This is a genomic window from Hydrogenophaga sp. GW101-3F08 (genome assembly GCF_059424585.1).
In genome coordinates this window covers 60,960-77,340 of the sequence record NZ_JBWKZP010000007.1, presented here as the reverse complement: position 1 = coordinate 77,340, position 16,381 = coordinate 60,960, and the positions used below count along the sequence as shown (strand labels likewise).

The 16,381-nt window shown below is 69.4% G+C and carries 15 protein-coding genes; 7 read left to right on the top strand and 8 right to left on the bottom strand.

Annotated elements, in window-relative coordinates; genetic code table 11:
- Positions 1-163 precede the first annotated feature (163 nt).
- Together ttcA and AC07YZ_RS17600 are read left to right on the top strand one after the other, a co-directional pair.
- Positions 164-1,183, top strand: a complete 1,020-nt coding sequence (gene ttcA, locus AC07YZ_RS17605) for a tRNA 2-thiocytidine(32) synthetase TtcA (RefSeq protein ID WP_494795672.1) — start codon at positions 164-166, stop codon at positions 1,181-1,183.
- Positions 1,184-1,231: 48 nt separating this feature from the next.
- Positions 1,232-1,939 (top strand): DUF4136 domain-containing protein, encoded by a 708-nt coding sequence (locus AC07YZ_RS17600; protein WP_494795671.1) that lies wholly within the window; start codon positions 1,232-1,234, stop codon positions 1,937-1,939.
- A 184-nt stretch (positions 1,940-2,123) separates the two neighbouring features.
- Here the strand turns inward: AC07YZ_RS17600 and AC07YZ_RS17595 are convergent, their stop codons facing one another.
- Complete coding sequence (locus AC07YZ_RS17595; protein WP_494795670.1) at positions 2,124-4,484, bottom strand: hybrid sensor histidine kinase/response regulator; 2,361 nt, start codon at positions 4,482-4,484, stop codon at positions 2,124-2,126.
- 137 nt (positions 4,485-4,621) lie between these two features.
- Between AC07YZ_RS17595 and AC07YZ_RS17590 the strand changes: the two genes are divergently transcribed.
- Positions 4,622-5,272 carry a histidine phosphatase family protein gene (locus tag AC07YZ_RS17590; protein ID WP_226490041.1) on the top strand — a complete coding sequence of 217 codons (651 nt, stop codon included), beginning with the start codon at positions 4,622-4,624 and terminating at the stop codon, positions 5,270-5,272.
- Between the two features lie 9 nt (positions 5,273-5,281).
- Positions 5,282-6,451 (top strand): DSD1 family PLP-dependent enzyme, encoded by a 1,170-nt coding sequence (locus AC07YZ_RS17585; RefSeq protein WP_494795669.1) that lies wholly within the window; start codon positions 5,282-5,284, stop codon positions 6,449-6,451.
- Positions 6,452-6,514: 63 nt separating this feature from the next.
- Here AC07YZ_RS17585 and AC07YZ_RS17580 read toward each other — a convergent pair whose 3' ends face one another.
- Positions 6,515-7,444 (bottom strand): SPOR domain-containing protein, encoded by a 930-nt coding sequence (locus AC07YZ_RS17580; RefSeq protein ID WP_494795668.1) that lies wholly within the window; start codon positions 7,442-7,444, stop codon positions 6,515-6,517.
- A 104-nt stretch (positions 7,445-7,548) separates the two neighbouring features.
- On the opposite strand from AC07YZ_RS17580, the gene AC07YZ_RS17575 reads away from it, so the two are divergent.
- Complete coding sequence (locus AC07YZ_RS17575; protein ID WP_494795667.1) at positions 7,549-9,282, top strand: lysoplasmalogenase family protein; 1,734 nt, start codon at positions 7,549-7,551, stop codon at positions 9,280-9,282.
- Here the strand turns inward: AC07YZ_RS17575 and ruvB are convergent.
- Positions 9,272-10,324 (bottom strand): Holliday junction branch migration DNA helicase RuvB, encoded by a 1,053-nt coding sequence (gene ruvB, locus AC07YZ_RS17570; RefSeq protein WP_226490045.1) that lies wholly within the window; start codon positions 10,322-10,324, stop codon positions 9,272-9,274. The two genes, AC07YZ_RS17575 and ruvB, sit on opposite strands and share 11 nt — an antisense overlap.
- Before the next feature lie 7 nt (positions 10,325-10,331).
- Complete coding sequence (gene ruvA / locus AC07YZ_RS17565; RefSeq protein WP_494795666.1) at positions 10,332-10,910, bottom strand: Holliday junction branch migration protein RuvA; 579 nt, start codon at positions 10,908-10,910, stop codon at positions 10,332-10,334.
- A gap of 89 nt (positions 10,911-10,999) precedes the next feature.
- Here ruvA and AC07YZ_RS17560 point away from each other — a divergent pair, with 89 nt between their 5' ends.
- Complete coding sequence (locus tag AC07YZ_RS17560; RefSeq protein WP_494795665.1) at positions 11,000-11,977, top strand: PhoH family protein; 978 nt, start codon at positions 11,000-11,002, stop codon at positions 11,975-11,977.
- Positions 11,978-11,991: 14 nt separating this feature from the next.
- The gene (gene ybeY, locus AC07YZ_RS17555; RefSeq protein WP_226490048.1) at positions 11,992-12,453 is read left to right on the top strand and encodes an rRNA maturation RNase YbeY; all 462 of its coding nucleotides are present in this window, start codon (positions 11,992-11,994) and stop codon (positions 12,451-12,453) included.
- Positions 12,454-12,579: 126 nt separating this feature from the next.
- Here the strand turns inward: ybeY and AC07YZ_RS17550 are convergent, their stop codons facing one another.
- The 4 genes from AC07YZ_RS17550 to tyrS form a co-directional block, all read right to left on the bottom strand.
- Entirely contained in the window at positions 12,580-13,563 is a 984-nt protein-coding gene (locus tag AC07YZ_RS17550; protein ID WP_494795664.1) for a chorismate transformation FkbO/Hyg5 family protein, read from the bottom strand.
- A gap of 4 nt (positions 13,564-13,567) precedes the next feature.
- Positions 13,568-14,029: a D-aminoacyl-tRNA deacylase gene (gene dtd / locus AC07YZ_RS17545; protein ID WP_494795663.1), complete on the bottom strand. Its 462-nt coding sequence runs from the start codon at positions 14,027-14,029 to the stop codon at positions 13,568-13,570.
- Positions 14,026-14,946: a cation diffusion facilitator family transporter gene (locus tag AC07YZ_RS17540; protein WP_226490051.1), complete on the bottom strand. Its 921-nt coding sequence runs from the start codon at positions 14,944-14,946 to the stop codon at positions 14,026-14,028. Before AC07YZ_RS17540 ends, dtd begins: the two co-directional genes overlap by 4 nt.
- 112 nt (positions 14,947-15,058) lie before the next feature.
- The gene (gene tyrS, locus AC07YZ_RS17535) at positions 15,059-16,321 is read right to left on the bottom strand and encodes a tyrosine--tRNA ligase (protein WP_226490052.1); all 1,263 of its coding nucleotides are present in this window, start codon (positions 16,319-16,321) and stop codon (positions 15,059-15,061) included.
- Positions 16,322-16,381 lie beyond the last annotated feature (60 nt).

Genomic DNA, 16,381 nt, shown 5'->3' with positions numbered 1-16,381 from the left:
GCAGGGGCGTTCATGGGCACACCGACCGCAACTGCACAGCCCCGCCCGTACCCGGTACGATTCGCAGTACCGCATTCGCCACCGGGCGCGGGCGCCGGCCACTGCGGCCCGCCCACACCGGCCCCCCGTTTTTCCCGCCAGCCCCAGGGCTGGCCACCACACCATGAACCACACGCTCCAACCCGCCGGCTGGGTCGAACCCCTCATCGACGACAGCGCGGCCCCGGCCCCGGTGGCCGAACACGGCGCCGCCGGCAGACAGCTGCGCGAGAACCACAAACTGGAAAAACGCCTGTGCCGCGAAGTCGGCCGCGCCATCGTGGACTACAACATGATTGAGGAAGGCGACCGCGTGATGGTCTGCCTCTCGGGCGGCAAGGACAGCTACGGCATGCTCGACATCCTGCAGAAACTGCAGGCGCGCGCGCCGGTGCGCTTCGAGCTCATCGTGGTCAACCTCGACCAGAAGCAGCCCGGCTTCCCCGACCACATCCTGCCGGCCTACCTGACCAAACTCGGCGTGAAGTTCCACATCGAGAACCAGGACACGTATTCCATCGTCAAGCGCGTGATCCCCGAGGGCAAGACCATGTGCAGCCTGTGCAGCCGGCTGCGCCGCGGCATCCTGTACCGCGTGGCCAGCGAACTGGGCGCGACCAAGATCGCGCTCGGCCACCACCGCGACGACATCCTGCAGACCCTGCTGCTCAACATGTTCTTCGGCGCCAAGCTCAAGGGCATGCCGCCCAAGCTGGTGAGCGACGACGGCCAGCACGTGGTGATCCGCCCCATGGCCTACGTGGCCGAAAAAGACCTCACCCGCTGGGCCGAGGTGCGGCAGTTCCCCATCATTCCCTGCACGCTGTGCGGCAGCCAGGAAAACCTGCAGCGCAAGCAGGTCGGTAACTTGTTGAAAGAGTGGGAAAAGAAGTTTCCGGGTCGGGTCGAGAACATGGCCTCGGCGCTGCAGAACGTGGTGCCCAGCCACCTGATGGACCGCGCGCTCTTCCCCTTCCAGACCATCCACGCCACCGGCCAGGCCAGCGAAGACGGCGACAAGGCGTTCGACGACGAACCCCTGCCCATGCCCGCCGCCCCGCCGGCGGACGCCTGGCCCGAAGCCGAGGCCGCCGGGAACGCCACGGTGGGCAAAGCGGTCATACCGATTGCGTCGGCGCACTGACCCAACCCGGTCCGCCGCCGGACCGCGCCACCCGCCGCAGGAGACCCCATGACCGTTCGACCTTCGACCACCCGAACCACCGCATCACGCCCCGGCCTCGCTCGTGGCCTGCGCAGCGCCCTGGTTGCGCTCACGCTGCTGGCCCTGAGCGGCTGCGCCAGCGTGTACCTGGTGGACAACCAGGTGCAGAGCTTCGCGCGCTGGGGCGACCGGCCCGCGGCGGCCCCGGCGCCCGCCGCCGTGCCCCAGGCACCGCAAAACTACCGCTTCGAGCGCCTGCCTTCGCAGCGCGAGGGCCGGTCCGCCGCCGCACAGGACGAGCTGGAGAACCTGGCCCGACCGGCCCTGTCGCGTCTCGGCTGGTCACCGGCCGAGACGGCCTCGTCGGCCCCCTGGACGGTGCAGGTCGCCGCGGACACCCTGCGCCTGCCCCGCTCGCCCTGGGACGACCCATGGCACGGACCCTGGGGCGGCTTTGGCCTGTCGGGGCATCGCGGCCACGTGGTCAACGTCCATGGCCAGATCGTCTGGGCGCCGATGTTCATGCACCTGGACCCGCCCTACTACAAGCGCGAGGTCTCGCTGGTGATCCGCCACGCGGCCAGCGGCCAGGTGGTGTACGAAACCCACGCCGCCCACGAAGGCCCCTGGAACAGCACGCCCGGGCTGTGGTCGGCCATGATCGACGCGGCGCTGCGCGATTTCCCGACCCCACCCAGCGGTGTGCGGCAGGTCAACATCGAAGTCCCGCGCTAAAACCGACGCGGGGGGTTGCACCTCAGAGGCTGAGAGTTTTTCGGGCGTGTCCGAGCAACGCGCCACAACGCGCCCAATCAAGGCGCAAAGCACAGCCATAGCTCGGGCTATGGCGCGCATTTGCAACGCCGAGTGGGTGCGTTTTGGCGTGGTGAGCGGGCATGAGCGAAAGACTCTCAGCCTCTCAGTCCAGGAACGCCCGGATCGCGTCGCCCAGCGCGTCCATGCTGTCCTGCTTGCCCATCACGTCGCACACGCCGGCTTCGGCGGCCTCGGCGATCAGGCGGTCGTTCACATGGCCCGAGACGATGGCCACCCGCAGGCCCGGGCGCAGCTGCCGCAGCTCGCGCGCCACCTCGACCCCGCAGAGCCCGGGCATGTTCTGGTCCGTCACCACCAGGTCCACCGCGTCCTGCGGGTGCGCGCGCAGCCACTCCAGCGCCGCCTCCCCCGATTCGAAGGTGCTCGCCCGGTAGCCCTGCTTGCGCAGCAGGCGCCCCACCAGGAACACCATGGCCTCGTAGTCGTCGATGTAGATCACGTGTTTGCCCGGGTTCACCGGCGCGGCCACGGGCACGGCGGCGTCCGGTGGCGCGTCCTGGGCCTCTGGCGGCAACGCGCCGGTGGCCAGCGGCAGGTAGACGTCGAAACGCGCGCCGGCACCCGGGCTGCTGTGCAGCGCGATGGCGCCGCGGTGCGCCTTGACGATGCCGTGCACCACCGCCAGCCCCAGCCCGGTGCCCGCGCCCGGGGCCTTGGTGGTGAAAAAGGGCTCGAAGATGCGGCGCTGTGTCTCCTCGTCCATGCCCGGCCCGTTGTCGGCCACGCTCAGGCAGGCGTAGGCGCCGCTGGGCAGTTCGCCGAGCTGCAACGCCTGCGACGCGTCGAGGCACACCTCGCGCAGCGCCACCGTGATGTCGCCCGAGCGGCCCTCCAACGCCTGCCAGGCGTTGGTGCACAGGTTCATCAGCACCTGCTGCATCTGGGTGGCGTCGGCCAGCACCGGCAGCGCGGTGGCCGGCAGCCGCGTGACCAGCCGGAACCCGGCGGGCAGCAGCGAACGCATCAGGCCCAGCGCCTCCTCGACCAGCGGCGTGAGCGGCTGGCGCTGCATTTCCTGCGTCTGGCGGCGGCTGAAGGTCAGGATCTGCTGCACCAGCTGGCGGGCGCGGATGGCAGCCCGGCTGATCTCGGCCAGGCTTTCCTGCGCCGGGTGGTGCGCGCCCACGTCTTCGCGCGCCAGCGCCAGGTTGCCCAGGATGGCGGCGAGCAGGTTGTTGAAATCGTGCGCCACGCCCCCGGCCAGGGTGCCGATGGCCTCCATCTTCTGCGACTCGCGCAGCTGCGTCTCCAGCGCGCGCTGATGGGCCTCGGCCTGCTTGTGTTCGGTGATGTCGGTGTGGGTGCCCACCATGCGCAGCGGCTGGCCGTCGTCGTCGCGCCCGATCACCATGCCGCGCGAGAGCACCCACTTCCAGCGGCCGTCCTTGCAGCGCACCCGGTGTTCGTTGCGGTACACCAGGGCGCGCCCCTCGAAATGCGCCTGCCGGTCGACCCGCATCTGCTCCACGTCGTCGGGGTGGGTCCGGCTGTCGAGCTCGGCGGCCAGATTGCACAGCTCGTCGTCTTCGTAGCCGAACATGCGCTTGATGCTCCGGGACAAAAACTCCTCGCCGGTCTTCAGGTTCCAGTCCCAGACCCCGTCGCCCGCGCTCTCCAGCGCCAGCTTCCACAGCGCCTCGTTCGAGTGCAGGGCGGCCTCGACGCGTTTGCGGTCGGTCACGTCGAGCAACACGCCCACCCGCAGAAAGCCCTGCTCGTCCGACGACACCGTGCAGGAGCGGCGAAACACCCACTTGATCTGGCCGTCGGGCAGGACGATGCGGAACTCACCGCCCAGGTCCACCGGCCCCTGGCCGATGGCCTGCAGGTCCTGGCGCAGCAGGGGCACGTCGTCGGGGTGGCGGTAGCGCGCGATCAGCTCGGGGTCGCGCATCAGGTCCTCGGGGCCGAAACCGTAGATGTCGCGCACGCCCGGGCTCACGTAGCGGTATTCGCGCCCGCCGTCGCGGCGCACGTAGACCACGAACACCAGGCCCGGCACCTGCGCGGTGATCTGCCGCAGGCGCTCTTCGCTCTGCACCAGCGCCTCCTGGGCCTGGATGCGTTCGGTGATGTCTTCCACCGTGCCCTCGTAGAACAGGATGCGCCCGGCCGCATCGCGCACCACGTGGGCGTTTTCATTGATCCAGATCCGCTCGCCCGTCTTGTGGCGCCGGATTTCGGAGACGAAGCCCCGCACGAAGCTGTCGCGCTCCAGCAGGCGTTTGAACTCGTCGCGCCGCCGTGGATCCACATACCATTCCAGGGCGATGTCTTTCACACTGGCCAGGTGTTCGGCCTCGCTGCTGTAGCCATTGAGCGCCACCAGCGCCGGGTTGGAACGCAGCATCCGGCCCTCGGGCGAGCTGCGGTAGGCCCCGATGGGCAGAAAGCTGAACAAAGAGGAGAAATCCTCGTCCGGGACACGGGCGTCTGGCGTCATGGGCCGATTCTGGCCGAAAGCCCGCCCATCCATGCGTGAAAAACAGCCCGGTTTTCGCGCTTGGCCGCGCCGTTTGCAGCCAGCGGCCAAACCGCTACAGTGCGTGTTTGCATCGACAAACCCACAGGACGCCCCCTTTGCAGATCACCCGCATCCTGGCCGTGCGCCACGGTGAAACCGCCTGGAACCGCGACACCCGCATCCAGGGCCACACCGACATCGACCTCAACCCGCATGGCCGCTGGCAGGCCCAGCGGCTGGCGCGCGCGCTGGCCGACGAAACGATCCACGCCATCTACGCCAGCGACCTGAGCCGCGCCCGGGAAACGGCACAGGCCGTGGCGAGCCGGCATGGCAAGCCGGTGCACACCCACACCGGCCTGCGCGAGCGCCACTTTGGCAGCTTCGAAGGCCGCACCTGGGCCGAGCTCGAAGCCCACCACCCCGCGGAAAGCCTGGCCTGGCGCAAGCGTGTGCCCGACTTCGCGCCACCCGGCGGCGAGTCGCTGCGGCAGCTGCAGGCGCGCGTGGTGCACACGGTGGTCGAACTGGCCGCGCGCCACCCCGGCGAACAGGTGCTGATGGTGGCGCACGGCGGCGTGCTCGACATCCTCTACCGCGCCGCCACCCGGCTCGAACTGCAGGCGCCACGCAGCTGGGAGCTGACCAACACCGCCATCAACCGCCTGCTGTGGTCGCCCGAGGGCCTGACCCTGGTGGGCTGGGCCGACACCACCCACCTGCAGGCCGCCGAGGGCAACGACGCGCTGGACGAACGCCACGCCTGACGGAGCCGCATGACCAAGACCTTTGCATCCCTCCGATGGCAGCGTGCGCTGGACTGGGTCGGCCACAGCGTCGAGGCCATCGACACCCCGGCGCTGGTGATCGACCTTGACGCCATGGACCGCAACCTGGCGCGCATGGCCGCCTTCGCCGCCGAACGCGGCCTGCGGCTGCGCCCCCACGCCAAGCTGCACAAGAGCGCCGAGCTGGCGCGGCTGCAGATGGCGCACGGCGCCGTGGGCGTGTGCGTGCAGAAGACCGACGAAGCGCTGGCCCTCGCCCAAGGCGGTGTGGGCGACATCTTCATCAGCAACGAAGTGATCGCTCCGGCCAAGCTGGCTCGGCTGGCCCAGGCGGTGCGCGAGCTGCCCACGCGGTTCGCCATCGCGGTGGACAGCGCCCTGGGCATCGCGCGGCTGGCCACTGCGCTGGCCCAGGCGGGCGTGGAGCGCCCCCAGGCCATCGACGTGTTCATCGAAATCGACGTCGGCCAGGGTCGCTGCGGCCTGCCACCGGGCGAAGCGGCGCTGGCGCTGGCGCGCCAGATCGCCGACCACCCCGCGCTGCGCTTCGCGGGCCTTCAGGCCTACCACGGCCGGGCGCAGCACCTGCGCACGCTGGCCGAACGCCAGCGCGCGATCGAAGGCGCCACCCAGGCCGTGGCCACCACCCGCGACGCGCTGGCCTCGGCCGGCATCGCCGTGCCGCTGGTCACCGGCGCGGGCACCGGCAGCTTCGCGCTGGAGGCCGCCAGCGGCGTCTGGGACGAGCTGCAGACCGGCTCCTACCTGTTCATGGACGCCGACTACGCCGCCAATCAACCGCACCCCGAGGCACCGGTCTTCGAACACGCCCTGTTCGTCAAGACCCAGGTCATGAGCCGCAGTGCGCACCACGCCGTGTGCGACGCCGGCCACAAGAGCCACGCCATCGACAGCGGCCTGCCCCAGGTGAGCTTCCCCGGCGGGCTGCTGTACGCCAACGGCGGCGACGAACACGGCCTGCTGCGTGCCGAGGGCGACACACCGCTGCCCGGGCTGGGCGAGACGGTCTGGCTGATCCCCGGCCACTGCGACCCCACGGTCAACCTGCACGACGCCATGGTGGGCGTGCGCGGCGGCCTGGCGGCCGGGCGGGTGGAGCGCATCGTGCGCGTCGACGCACGGGGCGCCGCGGGGTAAAGAAACGCGGAACAGGCCCCTCGCGGCGCGCGCCTCCGCAAGGGCCCGTTCAGCGTTTGCGCGCTACGGCAGCGGAAAGACCCGCGCCTCCAGCCCCAGCGCGCGGATGCGCTCGGCGGCGGCTTCGGCCTGTGGCCCGGTGGTGAACGGGCCGGCGCGCACCCGGACGCGCGGGCCCTTGGCCATCGCCACCGTCTGCGTGAACGCGGGCAGGCCCGCCTCGATCAACCGGTCGTGGGCTTTCCGGGCGTTGGCGGGGTCGGCGAACAGACCCACGTTGATGGCAAAGCCAGCGGAAGACGGCGCGGCGGGCTGGGCTTCGGCAGCGGCAGCGATGGAGGTGGAGGCCAGGACGGGTGGCGGCGTCGGCGCCACCTGGGGCACGCGCCGCGCGGCGGGCGCTGGCGGCGGCGTGTTGACCGACCCCACAGCCGATACCCGCCCGGCCGGCACCACCGACCAGGCCACATAACCCCCAACCAGCGCCACCACCAGCACGCCATTGATCACCACCAGCCCCCAGAGCCGGCGCCGCGTGCTGGCCTGCCGCTCCAGCGCGGCACAGGCTTCGCGCACGGTGCGGGCCTCGCGCACGGCGCGCGTGATGCGGCGGCGGGTCTCGGCGTGCAGCCAGGCGCTGCCGTAGGCGCCCGGGATGGCGATGCTCAACACCAGCAGGGCGCCCAGCACGCCCCATTCCACCGCGGCGGGCCATTGCAGCCAACGCCGGCCCACGCCCAGGACCAGCAGCGACAGCCCTTCCGCGCAGGCCACGTACACCAGCGCGGCGATCCAGAGCTGGCGAAACACCAGCCAGCTCAGCGTGAGAAAACCCGCGGCCCAGTTCCACGCCGGGCCGGCCCGCCCCGCCTCGTTGAAGCGCGCGAACAGCGCGAGGTAGTGCGCCGTGTTCACCGGCCCGATGGCGGCGCGGTACAGCGCGGTCGTGGCGCTCTCCGGGGCGTTCGCGGCGGGCAGCGGGGTGGCGGGCATGCCGGATTCTGGCACGGTGACTGCGGGTTGATGCCAGCGCCACGCGGTGGCGAAACTCGCCACAATGCCCGCATGCTCCGACCCCACCACCGCGCCTTTTCCCCATGAGTCCCAGCCAGATCATCGTGCTGGCCGTACCGGTTTTCCTCGCGCTCATCGCCATCGAATTCGTGATCGGCCTGCGCCGCGGCCGCAACACCTACCGGCTCGACGACGCCATCAACAGCGTCTCGCTGGGCATGCTGAGCCAGGCCAGCGCGGTGTTCACGCCGCTGCTCAGGATCGGCGTCTACACCGCCGTGTACAGCAGCCTGGCGCTGGTGCCCGACGCCGGTTTCTGGACCACGCTGCCCGGCTGGCTGCTGGCCCTGCTGTTCTACGACTTCCTCTATTACTGGAACCACCGCCTGGGCCACACCGTGGGCATCTTCTGGGCCGCGCACGTGGTGCACCACCAGAGCCAGGACTACAACCTCTCCACCGCCCTGCGCCAGCCCAGCAGCTACCCGCTGCTGGGCTGGGTGTTCTACCTGCCGATGGCGCTGGCCGGCGTGCCGCCACTGGTGTTCGTGGTGGTGGGGCTGGTCGATCTGCTCTACCAGTTCTGGATCCACACCGAACACGTGGGGCGCCTGGGCTGGTTCGACCGCGTGTTCGCCTCGCCCTCCAACCACCGCGTGCACCACGCCGTGAACGAGCGCTACCTGGACAAGAACTACGGCGGCATCCTGATCCTGTGGGACCGGTTGTTCGGCAGTTTTCAGGCAGAAGACCCGCGCGAACCCTGCGTCTACGGCACGCGCAGCCCGCTGGCCAGTTGGGACCCGCTGTGGGCCAACGCCGAGGTCTACTGGGCGCTGGGCCAGGATGCCTGGCGCACGCGCCGCTGGGCCGACAAGCTGCGCCTCTGGTTCAAACCACCGGGCTGGCGGCCGGCCGACGTGGCGGCGCACCACCCCAAGCCGGCGTTCGACATCACCGCCGTGACCCCCTACGCACCCCCCGTTGCCCGCCCGGCGGCGGTCTTCGCGGCCCTGCAGTTCGTGGCCTTGCTGGCTGGTGTGGCGGCGTTTCTCTGGCAGGCCGACACCGCCCCGCTGGCGCACAACATTGCCGGGTTCGCCGCGCTGCTGGCCGGGCTGTGGGCCGTGGGCGCACTGCTGCAAGGCCGCATCACCATGGGCGAGGTACTGCTGATCGAATGCGCCGCCTTGTCCATGGCCAGCGCCACCATCGGCTGGCCCACGGTGCACCTGGTCTTCAAGCCCCTGAGCATGCTGGTGGCGCTGGGCCTGGTGCTGCGGGCCATGCGCGCGCCCTCAGCCCGCCTGCGGGGCGCCCCCTGGCTGCTGGCCGCGCTCGCCGCTTCGCTGGCGGGCGACGTGTTCCTGATGCTCGACGGCCTGTTCATTCCCGGTCTGGCGGCCTTCCTGCTCGCCCACATCGCCTACACCGTGCTGTTCCGCCAGGGCGTGCCCTGGCTGGCGAACCGCCGAGCGCTGGGCGCGGTGGCCACGGTGGGGCTGGGCATGTATGCCGTGTTGTGGTTCGGTGGCCTGCCCACCGGGCTGCGCGGGCCAGTGGCGGCCTATGTGCTGGCCATCGGCCTGATGGCCGCGCAGGCCATGGGCCGCGCCAGTGTGCTGCGCGACGGCCCCTCTGTGATGGTGGCGGTGGGTGCCGCGTGTTTCATGGCGAGCGACGCGCTGCTGGCCCTCAACCGCTTCGTGAGCCCGCTGCCGATGTCGGCCTTCTGGGTGCTGGGCAGCTACTACGCCGCGCAGTGCCTGATGGTGATGGGCGTGCTGCGCGGCAGCGCCCCAGGGCTCACTCGCTGAACAGCGCGCCCTCGTTCGCCGGTGGCGCCACCCCCAGGTGGCGGTAGGCCGCCAGCGTGGCGATGCGCCCGCGCGGCGTGCGCTGCAGAAACCCCTGCTGGATCAGGTAAGGCTCGATCACGTCCTCGATGGTGTCGCGCTCTTCGCCGATGCTGGCCGCGATGTTGTCCAGCCCCACCGGCCCGCCGTCGAAGCGGTGGATCACGGCTTCGAGCAGCTTGCGGTCCATCAGGTCGAAGCCCTGCGGGTCCACGTCGAGCATGGCCAGCGCGCGGTTGGCGATGTCCAGCGTGATGGTGCCGCGGCCCTTCACGTCGGCGAAGTCGCGCACGCGGCGCAGCAGCCGGTTCGCGATGCGCGGCGTGCCGCGTGAGCGGCGCGCGATCTCGAAACCGCCCTCTTCGTCCATGGGCGCGTTCAGCAGGCCCGCGCTGCGCTTGACGATGCGCGCCAGCTCTTCGGCGGTGTAGAACTCCAGCCGCGCGACGATGCCGAAACGGTCGCGCAGGGGGTTGGTCAACATGCCCGCGCGCGTGGTCGCGCCGACCAAAGTAAAGGGCTGCAGGTCCAGTTTGATGCTGCGCGCCGCCGGCCCTTCGCCGATCATGATGTCGATCTGGTAGTCCTCCAGCGCGGGGTAGAGGATTTCCTCGACGACCGGGCTGAGCCGGTGGATCTCGTCGATGAACAGCACGTCGTTGGCTTCCAGATTGGTCAGCAGCGCGGCCAGATCGCGTGGTTTTTCCAGCACCGGGCCGCTGGTCTGGCGCAGGTTCACGCCCAGCTCCTGCGCGATGATGTGCGAGAGCGTGGTCTTGCCCAGGCCCGGCGGGCCGAACAGCAAGACGTGGTCCAGCGCCTCGCTGCGCTTCTTGGCCGCGCCAATGAAGATTTCGAGCTGTTCGCGCACCTTCACCTGGCCCACGTATTCGTCGAGCAGCTTGGGGCGCAGCGCGCGCTCGATCGCTTCCTCTTTGGGCGACGCGGGCGCGGCGGACACCACGCGGGGCGCGGGGGCGAAATCGTCGGTCTGGATGCTCATGGGGTGCTCACTTCGCCAGCGCCTTCAGCGCCAGTTTGATGCCGTCGCTCACGCCCACATCGGCCGGCAGGGCCTTGAGGGCGGCGGCGGCGTCTTTTTCGCTGTAGCCCAGCGCCATCAGGGCCTGCTGGATGTCGCTCTGCACATCGCTTTGCACCGGGCCTCCGCTGGCCAGGTTCAGGTCGGCGCCGAGCTTGCCTTTGAGTTCGAGCAGCAGGCGTTCGGCGGTCTTCTTGCCGATACCGGGCACCTTGACGATGCGCCCGCTGTCCTGCGCGCTGATGGCCTGGGACAGATCGGCCACGCTCATGCCCGACAACACCGACAGCGCCGTGCGCGGCCCCACGCCGCTGATCTTGATGAGCTGGCGGAAGGCCTCGCGTTCGGGCGCGCTGCCAAAGCCGTACAGGATCTGCGCGTCCTCGCGCACCACGAAGTGCGTCAGCAGCGACACTTTGTCGCCCGCGCCCGGCAGGTTGTAGAAAGTGCTCATGGGCACGTCCACCTCGTAGCCCACGCCGTGGCAGTCGATCAGGATCTGCGGCGGATTCTTTTCCAGCAGGGTGCCGGTCAACTTGCCTATCATTGGGAACTTTCCTTTGTAAGTCGTTCGCCAGGCCGCCCCGGGAACGACCGCACCCCCTCGGGGGGCCATCAACTTCACGGATTATCGGTTTGATTCTCAGACACACCTTCTCCCCGCCCGACAACCTGCGCATGGGCCATTTGTGCGGACCGATGGACAGCCACATTCGCAGCATCGAGGCGGCGCTGCAGGTCAAGGTGGCGCACCGCTTCGAGCAGTTCCGCGTCGAGGGCCCCAAGGCCAAGGCCAGCCAGGCGATGGAGACGCTGCAGGCGCTGTACGAGATGGCGAAGAAGCCGATCCCCGCCGAAACGGTGCAACTCATGCTCAGCGGAGACACCGCCCTGCCGGCCACGGGCGACGACGCCCTGGCCATGATGACGCGCCGCGGCGAGGTGCGCGGGCGCACGCCGGCCCAGGCGCGCTACCTGGAAAACATGGCCACGCACGACATCACCTTCGGCATCGGCCCGGCCGGCACCGGCAAGACCTACCTGGCCGTGGCCTGCGCGGTGGACGCGCTGGAGCGCAGCGCCGTGCAGCGCATCGTGCTCACGCGCCCGGCGGTGGAGGCCGGCGAAAAACTCGGTTTCCTGCCCGGCGACCTGGGCCAGAAGGTGGACCCGTACCTGCGCCCGCTCTACGACGCGCTGCACGACCTGATGGGTTTCGACAAGGTGCAAAAGGCCTTCGAGCGCCAGCAGATCGAGATCGCGCCGCTGGCCTTCATGCGCGGGCGCACGCTCAACCACGCCTTCGTGATCCTGGACGAAGCGCAGAACACCACGGTCGAGCAGATGAAGATGTTCCTCACCCGCATCGGTTTCGGCAGCAAGGCGGTGGTGACGGGCGACGTGAGCCAGATCGACCTGCCGCGCACCGAACTCAGCGGCCTGATCGACGCCGAGCGCGTGTTGAAACGCGTGCAGGGCATCGCCATCACGCGCCTGAGCAGCGCCGACGTGGTGCGCCACCCGCTGGTGGCGCGCATCGTGGACGCCTACGAAGCGCGCCACCCCAGCACCGACGTGGCCCCCGCCAAACGCGCGCGCCGCACGGCCGCCTGAACCCCTTTCCCGCCATGGCCCTGCCCTCCCTGAGCCTCTCCCTGCAATTCGGCGCGCTGCAAGACGCCGCGCCCCACCGCGCCGCGCTGCCCCGCCACAAGGTGATGCGCTGGATCCGCCACGCGCTCGACACCGACGCCGAGATCACGGTGCGCATCGTCGACGCCGAAGAAGGCCAGGCGCTCAACCGCGACTACCGGCACAAGGATTACGCCACCAACGTGCTCACCTTCGACTACGCCACCGAACCGGTGGTGATGGCCGACCTGGTGCTGTGCGCACCGGTGGTCGCGCGCGAGGCCGCCGACCTGGGCAAACCATTGGCCGAGCACTACGCGCACCTGCTGGTGCACGGCGCGTTGCACGCCCAGGGCTGGGACCACGAAACCGGCGAAGAGGACGCGCAGGCGATGGAAGCGCGCGAGACCCAGATCCTGGCCGGGCTCGGCGAGCCGGACCCGTACCGGCGCGACTGAACCGGCAGCGCCGGACCGCCCCCAGAGCAAGTTGAGCCACCAAGAGACACCGCGGAACCGGCTTTGCCGGGCCGCAGGTGTCGCCCCCTTGAGGGGGTCGCGCGAAGCGCGGCAGGGGTGTTTCACCTACACAGGCTGCGCACCCATCGCCTCGACTTCCATCAACAGCTCGCTCCGGCAGATGTCGGCCCGCAGGCACACCAGGGGCGCCGCGCCGATGCGCTGCTCCAGCACGGCCTGCACCACGGCCTGGTCCGCCGCGTGGCGGATGTACACCCGGTAGCTCAACGCAGGCAGGGTGAAAGCGCCGCCGCGCGCATGGCGGTTGGCCTCGGCGACCACGGCGGCGATGTTGTCCATCGCCTCCAGGCTCTGCGCCCGCACGTCGCCGAGGTGCACGCTGCGGTGGCCGACGATGCTGGCCGTGCCCGAGATGAACAGCAGCTCCTGCCCCGGCGGGTAGGCCAGCGCGGCGCGCGAAAACGTGGGGCTGCGCGGCCCGTAGTCGGCCGGGTAGTGGTAGGCGCTGACCTGGCGCGGGTTCTCGACCGGCACCACGGGCGTGGCGCCCGCCAGGAAGGCGATCGACAAGGGCCCGCCGGCCAGGCCGAGGGCGCAGGCGGCCGGCACCTGGCCCTCCACGCCGCGGGCGCTCTGCACAAACGCCGAGCCGCGCCCCAGGTTGAACAGCCGGTAGCGTTCGAGCTCGCCAGCCTGGCCGGTGATGTCAGCCATGTAGTTCCAGACCCGCCACAGATGCGGCAAGCCCTGCGCGTCGAGCAGGCGAAACAGGCTGGCATAGGCCTGCTCGCTGAGGCTTTGCAGGGCGTCCGGATCGGCCGGCGGTTCGTCGAGGTCGATCTGGCCGAACAGCACGTCGCCGCTGCGCCGCCAGTGGATGCCTTCGGTGTGGCCCTGCAGCGTGGGCGCATCCGCCACCCAGGTTTCGTGCAGCGCGCCCGGCCCGGCGCCCAGCAGTGGCGCTTCCAGGCGCTGCACCGGCCAGCCTGGCCGGCCGGCGGGCAAAGGCCGGCCCAGCAGGCTGGCGCCCAGCACGCGGGCGCCGTCGCCGGTGAACGGGGAATCGGTGGAAATCAACTCAAGCGTCATGGGTTCACAGCGGGGAAGAAGTAGGTGGCGTCATGCGCAGCGGGATCGTCACCGGGCCATCGTTGACGAGGTGCACCCGCATGTCGGCGCCGAAGCGGCCGGTCTGCACAACAGGATGCGCCGCGCGGGTTTTCCGAACGAAGTCGTCGTAGAGCGCCTCACCCAGCGCCGGCGGCGCCGCGTTGCTGAAGCCGGGCCGGTTGCCGCCCGTCGTGTCGGCCGCCAGCGTGAACTGGCTGACGATCAGCAGGCCACCGCCCACGTCCTGCACGCTGCGGTTCATCTTGCCCTGCTCGTCGGAAAAAATGCGCAGCTTCAAGATCTTGGCCAGCAGCTTATCGCCCACGGCCCCGGTGTCACCGGGCTCAGCGCAGACCAGCACCAGCAGGCCCGGGCCGATCTCGCCCACCGTCTCGCCCGCGATCACCACGCGGGCCTCGCTCACGCGCTGCAGCAAAGCGATCAAATCAAGTCCCTTTCGTCTTCAAAATGCGCTTCCACGTCGCTGGGCAGCAGCTGGATGCTGGCGCGCAAGCCGGGCACCGCGCTCATCAGCGCCTGCTCCACGCTGCCCCGCACCGCGGCCGCGCGCCCGAGCGACCAGGCCGCGGGCATGTGCATGTGCAGATCCACGAAGCGGCGTTGCCCGGCCTTGCGGGTGCTCACGTGGTCGAAGCGGATGATGGCGGTTTCGCCGCGCTGGCTCGCGAATCCGTCCAGCGTCTGCTGGATCGTGGCCATCACCTCGGGCTCCACCGCTTCGTCCATCAACCCCTGCGACGAACGCCAGAGCAGATGAAAACCTTCTTTCAGGATGTTCAACGCCACGCCGATGGCCACCACCGGGTCCAGCCAGAGCCAGCCCGTGAAATGCACCAGTGCGATGCCGATCACCACACCGGCCGAGGTCCAGACGTCGGTGATCAGGTGCTTCGCATCGGCTTCGAGCGCGATCGAACGGTGTTGCTTGGCCGCGCCGAACATCACCCAGGCCAGCAGGCCATTGAGCGCCGAGCTGGCCACCGACAGCGCCAGACCCCAGCCCACCTGCTCGATGGGTTGTGGATCGAGCAAACGGTGCACCGCCGTCCAGACGATGCCCAGCGCGGCCACGATGATCAGGATGCCTTCGAAGCCGGAGGAGAAATACTCGGCCTTGTGGTGGCCGTAGGGGTGGTCTTCGTCGGCCGGGCGCGCGGCGATCGTCACCATCACCAGCCCGAAGACGGCGCTGGCCAGATTCACCAGTGACTCCATGGCGTCGGACAGCAGGCCCACCGAATCGGTGACCACCCAGGCCAGGGTCTTGAGGGTGATGGTGATCACGGCCACCGCCACGGAGGCCATCAACAGGCGCCGGGGCGTCAGAAATCGCATGATCATGGCTGCACCACTTGTCAATCAGAAAAGTCCGGCGGGGTTTCTGGGGTTCAGCGGCTGGGGCGTGAAGCGTGCTGCGCCCGGGGGCCGGCCCAGCGGAGCGGCCCGCGCCGCGTCACAGCAGACCGACGCGAGCGAACTTGCGTTTGCCCACCTGGACGACGTACGTCCCCACATCGAGCTTGAGCCCCTTGTCACTGACGACCGCGCCGTCGATGCGCACGCCGCCGCCGTCGATCAGGCGGTTGCCCTCGCTGGACGATGCCGCCAGACCGGCCGCCTTCAACAGCGCACCAATGCCCATGGGCGCGCCCGACAGCGACACCTCGGGAATCTCGTCGGGCACACCGCCCTTGCTGCGGTTGATGAAGTCCTGCTCGGCCGCTTCGGCGGCCGCAGCGCTGTGGAAGCGGGTGGTGATTTCCTTGGCCAGCATCACCTTGGCGTCCTTGGGGTTGCGCCCGCCGTCAATCTCCCGCTTCAGCGCCTCGATCTCGGCCAGCGTCCTGAAGGACAGCAGCGTGTACCAGCGCCACATCAGCGTGTCCGAGATGCTCAGCACCTTGGCAAACATGGTGTTGGCTTCTTCGGTGATGCCGATGTAGTTGTTCTTGGACTTGGACATCTTCTCGATGCCATCCAGACCTTCGAGCAGCGGCATGGTCAGGATGCACTGCGGCTCCTGACCGTACTCCTGCTGCAGATGCCGCCCCATGAGCAGGTTGAACTTCTGGTCGGTGCCACCGAGCTCCAGGTCGCTCTTGAGCGCCACCGAGTCGTAGCCCTGCATCAGCGGGTACAGGAACTCGTGCACGCTGATCGGCGTGCCGGCCTTGAAACGGTCGTGGAAATCGTTGCGCTCCATCATGCGCGCCACGGTGTACTTGGCCGCGAGCTGGATCATGCCCATGGAGCCCAGCGGCAGGCTCCATTCGCTGTTGTAGCGGATCTCGGTCCTGGCCGGGTCCAGCACCAGACTGGCCTGCCGGTAGTAGGTTTCGGCGTTGGCCTTGATCTGCTCGGGGGTCAGCGGTGGGCGCGTGTTGTTGCGCCCCGATGGGTCGCCGATCAGGCTGGTGAAATCGCCGATCAGGAAGATCACCTGGTGGCCCAGGTCCTGGAGCTGGCGCATCTTGTTGAGCACCACCGTGTGGCCGATGTGGATGTCGGGCGCGGTCGGATCCAGCCCCAATTTGATGCGCAGCGGCACGCCGGTGGCCTCCGACCTCGCCAGCTTCTTCACCCAGTCGTCCTGCGGGATCAGCTCTTCGCAGCCGCGCAGCGTCACGGCCAGGGCCTCGCGCACGCCTTCTGTCGGTTCACCCGGCCCAAAGGCCTGTTTTTGAGAACTTTTACCGTCTTTTTGAGAGGTATTCATACGGGTTTTTTCAGATGCTGCAGCCCTGGATCTGGCTATACTTTTGGTCGACAGAACCGT

Bases quoted from the DNA above. Each gene is read 5' to 3' on its own strand.
- tyrS (WP_226490052.1), bottom strand. From the start codon at position 16,321: ATGAATACCTCTCAAAAAGACGGTAAAAGTTCTCAAAAACAGGCCTTT.
- AC07YZ_RS17580 (WP_494795668.1), bottom strand. From the start codon at position 7,444: ATGCCCGCCACCCCGCTGCCCGCCGCGAACGCCCCGGAGAGCGCCACG.
- AC07YZ_RS17595 (WP_494795670.1), bottom strand. From the start codon at position 4,484: ATGACGCCAGACGCCCGTGTCCCGGACGAGGATTTCTCCTCTTTGTTC.
- ruvB (WP_226490045.1), bottom strand. From the start codon at position 10,324: ATGAGCATCCAGACCGACGATTTCGCCCCCGCGCCCCGCGTGGTGTCC.
- ybeY (WP_226490048.1), top strand. From the start codon at position 11,992: ATGGCCCTGCCCTCCCTGAGCCTCTCCCTGCAATTCGGCGCGCTGCAA.
- AC07YZ_RS17585 (WP_494795669.1), top strand. From the start codon at position 5,282: ATGACCAAGACCTTTGCATCCCTCCGATGGCAGCGTGCGCTGGACTGG.
- AC07YZ_RS17540 (WP_226490051.1), bottom strand. From the start codon at position 14,946: ATGATCATGCGATTTCTGACGCCCCGGCGCCTGTTGATGGCCTCCGTG.
- AC07YZ_RS17575 (WP_494795667.1), top strand. From the start codon at position 7,549: ATGAGTCCCAGCCAGATCATCGTGCTGGCCGTACCGGTTTTCCTCGCG.
- ruvA (WP_494795666.1), bottom strand. From the start codon at position 10,910: ATGATAGGCAAGTTGACCGGCACCCTGCTGGAAAAGAATCCGCCGCAG.
- AC07YZ_RS17600 (WP_494795671.1), top strand. From the start codon at position 1,232: ATGACCGTTCGACCTTCGACCACCCGAACCACCGCATCACGCCCCGGC.
- ttcA (WP_494795672.1), top strand. From the start codon at position 164: ATGAACCACACGCTCCAACCCGCCGGCTGGGTCGAACCCCTCATCGAC.
- AC07YZ_RS17550 (WP_494795664.1), bottom strand. From the start codon at position 13,563: ATGACGCTTGAGTTGATTTCCACCGATTCCCCGTTCACCGGCGACGGC.